The sequence below is a fragment of the Streptomyces sp. NPDC005393 genome (assembly GCF_040606675.1).
Lineage (GTDB): Bacteria > Actinomycetota > Actinomycetes > Streptomycetales > Streptomycetaceae > Streptomyces.
Genome location: NZ_JBEXFG010000114.1, coordinates 1 through 3,319 on the forward strand (window position 1 = coordinate 1; position 3,319 = coordinate 3,319).

Annotated in this window: 1 protein-coding gene; it reads right to left on the reverse strand. The window is 70.7% G+C overall.

Annotated elements, in window-relative coordinates; all coding sequences use genetic code 11:
• Positions 1–3,319 (reverse strand): SDR family NAD(P)-dependent oxidoreductase (locus ABZS71_RS35385; RefSeq protein WP_356216906.1); only part of this gene is annotated, 3,319 nt, incomplete at both ends.

The window sequence follows — 3,319 nt, forward strand, 5'->3', positions numbered from 1 at the left end:
ACCCGCGCTCCAGTCCACATTCCGGCTCGGGGCGTCGATGTGCAGTGAGGCGGGCAGCAGACCATGCCGCATCGCCATCACCATTTTGATGACGCTCGCCACGCCGGCGGCGGCTTGGGTGTGGCCGATGTTGGACTTGATGGAGCCGAGCCACAGCGGCTGGCCGTCCGCCCGCTCCTGCCCGTACGTGGCCAGGAGAGCTTGCGCCTCGATGGGGTCGCCGAGGGTGGTGCCGGTGCCGTGTGCCTCGACCGCGTCCACCTCGGCCGGTGACAGCCGGGCGTTGGCGAGCGCCTGGCGGATCACCCGCTGCTGTGAGGGGCCGTTCGGCGCGGTCAGACCGTTGCTGGTGCCGTCCTGGTTGACGGCGGAGCCGCGGACGACGGCCAGCACCCGGTGCCCGTTGCGCCGCGCGTCAGACAGCCGCTCCAGCAGCACCAGGCCGACGCCCTCGCCCCACACCATGCCGTCGGCGGCGGCCGCGAAGGGCTTGCACCGGGCGTCGGGCGCCAGCCCACGCTGGCGGGAGAACTCGATGAAGGCGCCCGGAGTGGCCATCACCGTCACCCCGCCGGCCAGGGCCAGCGAGCACTCGCCCTGGCGCAGTGCTTGGGCTGCCAGATGCATCGCCACCAGCGAGGACGAGCACGCGGTGTCCACCGTCACCGCCGGCCCCTCCAGACCGAACGAATACGCCACCCGGCCCGACACCACGCTGCCGATGTTGCCCGTGGCGACGTAGCCTTCGACGTCGCTCGCCGTGTCGCCGGTGAGCGACAGATAGTCCTGGGACGTCACGCCCGCGAACACGCCCGTGTTGCTGCCGCTGAGGGTGTCGCGATCGAGGCCCGCGTTTTCGAAGGTCTCCCAGGCGGTCTCGAGGAGCAGCCGCTGCTGGGGGTCCATGGCGAGGGCTTCGCGTGGGCTGATGCCGAAGAACGCCGGGTCGAATGCGGCGGCGTCGTAGAGGAAGCCGCCCTCGCGCACATAGCTGGTGCCCGTGTGGTCGGGGTCGGGATCGAAGAGCGTGTTCAGAGCCCAGTTGCGGTCGGTGGGCATCTCCGCGATGGCGTCCCGGTGTGCGACGACCAGATCCCACAGATCCTCCGGGCTACGAGCGTCGCCGGGGTAGCGGCAGGCCATGCCCACGATCGCGATCGGCTCGTCGGTGACCGACGCGGTGGGGGTGTGAGCGACGACGGCGTCCTGCCGGCCGGTGAGTTCGGCGCGCAGATGGGTGGCGAGGGCGCTGGGCGTGGGATGGTCGAAGACGAGGGTGGGCGCGAGGTCGATCCCGGTGGTGGTGGCGAGTTGATTACGCAGCTCGACGGCGGTGAGTGAGTCGAACCCGAGCTCCTGGAAGGGCTGGGTGGGCGGAATGGCGTCCGGCCCGGTGTGGCTCAGGATCGTGGCCGCCAGGGACTGGACCTGTTGGAGAAGCAGCTGGTGTTGCTGGTCGGGTGTGGTCGCGGAGAGCCGCTGTTGGAGCGGGGTGACGGCGGACGCGACAGTGTGGCGCTCGGCCAGGTGACCGGTGGTCGTGATCAGGTCGGCGAGCAGCGGACTGGGGCGTTGAGCCGTGAAGGTGGCGGGGAACTTCTCCCAGTCGATGTCCGCGATGGTGATCGTGGTGTCGCGGTGGCTGAGGGCATGGTGGAGCGCTCCGATGGCGAGATCGGGGTCGAGCGGCGACAGGCCACGTCGGCCGTAGAAGGAGAGCGCGGTGTCGTCGGCGGCCATACCCGCGTCACCCCAGGGGCCCCAGGCGAGGCTGGTGGCGGGGAGTCCTCGGGCGCGGCGGTGTTCGGCCAGGGCGTCGAGATAGGTGTTCGCCGCGGCGTAGGCGCCTTGCCGGCTGCCGCCCCAGGCGGCCGCGCCGGAGGAGAAGAGAACGAAGGCGCTCAGGTCGAGATCCTTGGTCAGCTCATGGAGGTGCGCAGCGCCCAAGGCCTTCGGCCCCAGCACATGCTGCAGGCGCTCCGGCTCCAGATCGACTATGAGCTCGGTGTCGTAGGTGCCGGCGGTGTGGATGACGGTGGTGAGGGGGTGTTTGGTGGGGATGGTGTCGAGGAGGTGGTGGAGTGCGGTGCGGTCGGTGACGTCGCAGGCGGTGATGGTGACGGTGGTGCCGAGGGCGGTCAGTTCTTGGGTGAGTTGGGTGGCGCCGGGGGCGTTGGGGCCGCTTCGGCTGGTGAGGTGGAGGTGGGGTGCGCCGTGGTGGGCGAGCCAGCGGGCGATGTGTGCGCCGAGGCCACCGGTGCCACCCGTGATGAGGGTGGTGCCGGTGGGTTGCCAGATCGTGGGGGCGGTGGAGGGTGCGGTGGCGTGGTTGAGGCGTCGGGCGTAGGTGCCGGTCGTCCGGATGGCGGTCTGGTCCTCAGGCTGACCGGGGGCGAGAAGCGCGGCCAGACGGTCGGAGGTGTGGTGGTCGATGACGGTCGGGAGATCGATCAGCCCGCCCCAGCGGCGGGGGTGCTCAAGAGCGGCCGCGCGGCCGAGTCCCCAGGTCTGCCCCTGATACGGATGGGGAAGCGGATCGGCGGGGCCGGTGGCGACGGCGCCTTGGGTGAGGCACCACAGCGGTGCGGCGATCTCGGCGTCACGGAGAGCCTGGATGAGCGCGGTGGTGGCGGCGAGCCCCGCGGGTACGGCGGCGTATTCCGGGTGCGGATCCTGATCGAGGGCGAGCAGGCTCAGGATTCCGGTGAGGGCGGTGTCGGAGGTCAGACGGGTGAGTTCGGCCACCAGGGAGCCACGATCGATGCCGTGGGTGCCGTGGGTGCCGAAGGTGTGGCGGAGCGGAGTGGCGCCATGGGTGTTGAGGGCCTGCACGGTGGTCGCCACGGCAGGATGGTCGCCCTGGCCGGCAGGGACGACCAGCAGCCAGGTGCCGGAGAGAGCGGGGGGCGCGGAGGGAGTGGAAAGGTGCTTCCAACTGGTCTGATACCGCCAGGAACCGATGACCGACTGCTCCCGGTGGTGCCGCCGCCAGGCGGACAGGGTCGGCAATACCGCACTCAGCATGGGCTGCTGGTCAGCCGGGAAGTCAAGGGTCGCCGCCAGGGCTTCCAGATCCTCGCGCTCCACCGCATCCCAGAACTCCTTGTCGACCGGCGCCGCCTCCGTGGGCGTCGTGCTCGACCGGGCGGGCGATAGCCAGAAGTGCTGACGCTGGAAGGCGTACGTCGGGAGTTCCACAGTGCGCGGGGTGGGGGCGGCGGGGAACCAGGCGGTCCAGTCGATGTTGGCTCCGTGGGTGTGGAGTCGGGCGAGGGTGTGGGTGAGGGCTTGGGTGTCGGGTTGTTTGCGGGTGAGGGTG